The 629-nt window shown below is 59.1% G+C and carries 1 protein-coding gene and 1 pseudogene; both read right to left on the bottom strand.

Annotation, left to right across the window (positions count from 1 at the left end; genetic code table 11):
* The coding region (locus HWQ38_RS22745; RefSeq protein ID WP_292798090.1) for a hypothetical protein at nucleotides 1–235 on the bottom strand (235 nt) is incomplete at its 3' end.
* A gap of 54 nt (nucleotides 236–289) precedes the next feature.
* A pseudogene (locus tag HWQ38_RS40565) lies at nucleotides 290–629 on the bottom strand (VCBS repeat-containing protein); the annotation flags it as partial.

Genomic DNA, 629 nt, shown 5'->3' with positions numbered 1-629 from the left:
TGGCGTCAAAACCGTTGGTAATACTGACAGTGGCGCTGCTGAGGTTGGTGGAGTCGGCATCGGTGACGGTGATGCCAGAGTCGATGGCTGTCGGGGAGTCGTTTTCGGTGTAGGTGAGGGCGGTGTCGGTGGCGGTGGTGACTGGGGCAATAGGTTCGGCAATTGTTAAAGTGGCACTGGGGTTAGCATTTAACAGCACAGAGACGGTGTTGCTGCCGTAGTTAGCGGTAGCCAAGTCCAGCTTGCCGTCGGCGTTGAAGTCTCCCTCTGTGACTGAAACGGGACCAGTCCCGACGGTGAAGTTGGTGGCGGTGGCAAAGCCGCCTGTGCCTAGCCCTAGCAGCACGGAGACGTTCTTGCTGCCGTAGTTAGCGGTAGCCAAGTCCAGCTTGCCGTCGGCGTTGAAGTCTCCCTCTGTGACTGAAACGGGACCAGTCCCGACGGTGAAGTTGGTGGCGGTGGCAAAGCCGCCTGTGCCTAGCCCTAGCAGCACGGAGACGTTCTTGCTGCCGTAGTTAGCGGTAGCCAAGTCCAGCTTGCCGTCGCCGTTGAAGTCTCCCACTGTGACTGAATAGGGACTAGTCCCGACGGTGAAGTTGGTGGCGGTGGCAAAGCCGCCTGTGCCATTA

Origin of the sequence: Nostoc sp. NMS7 (assembly GCF_017115085.1) — a bacterium.
Classification (GTDB): domain Bacteria; phylum Cyanobacteriota; class Cyanobacteriia; order Cyanobacteriales; family Nostocaceae; genus Nostoc.
This window is presented reverse-complemented; position numbering and strand designations above follow the sequence as displayed.